This window comes from Clostridium sp. MCC328, from assembly GCF_018785465.1.
Classification (GTDB): domain Bacteria; phylum Bacillota; class Clostridia; order Lachnospirales; family Lachnospiraceae; genus Pilosibacter; species Pilosibacter fragilis.
On sequence record NZ_WQPW01000142.1, the window covers coordinates 1 to 260 of the forward strand.

Genomic DNA, 260 nt, shown 5'->3' on the forward strand with positions numbered 1-260 from the left:
GGAAAAAACCTGAAGGTCACTCCGGCAAAATATAAGGCAGAGTTTCCATGGCTAAAAGAAGTGGACAGCCTTGCTCTGTGCAATGCCCAGCTGCATCTGCAGACTGCTTATAAAAACTTTTTCCGGGATCCATTGTTTGGATTTCCAAAATTCAAGTCAAAAAAGAATCCTGTTAAAAGCTATACCACAAACAGTGTAAATGGAAATATCCTGTTAAAAGATGGGAAGCTGAAGCTCCCAAAGGCAGGCTGGATCCGGAT

1 pseudogene is annotated in these 260 nt (G+C 42.3%); it reads left to right on the plus strand.

Going from position 1 to position 260, the window contains the following annotated elements:
• Positions 1-9: 9 nt before the first annotated feature.
• Positions 10-260: pseudogene (locus GPK83_RS16425) on the plus strand (RNA-guided endonuclease TnpB family protein); the annotation flags it as partial.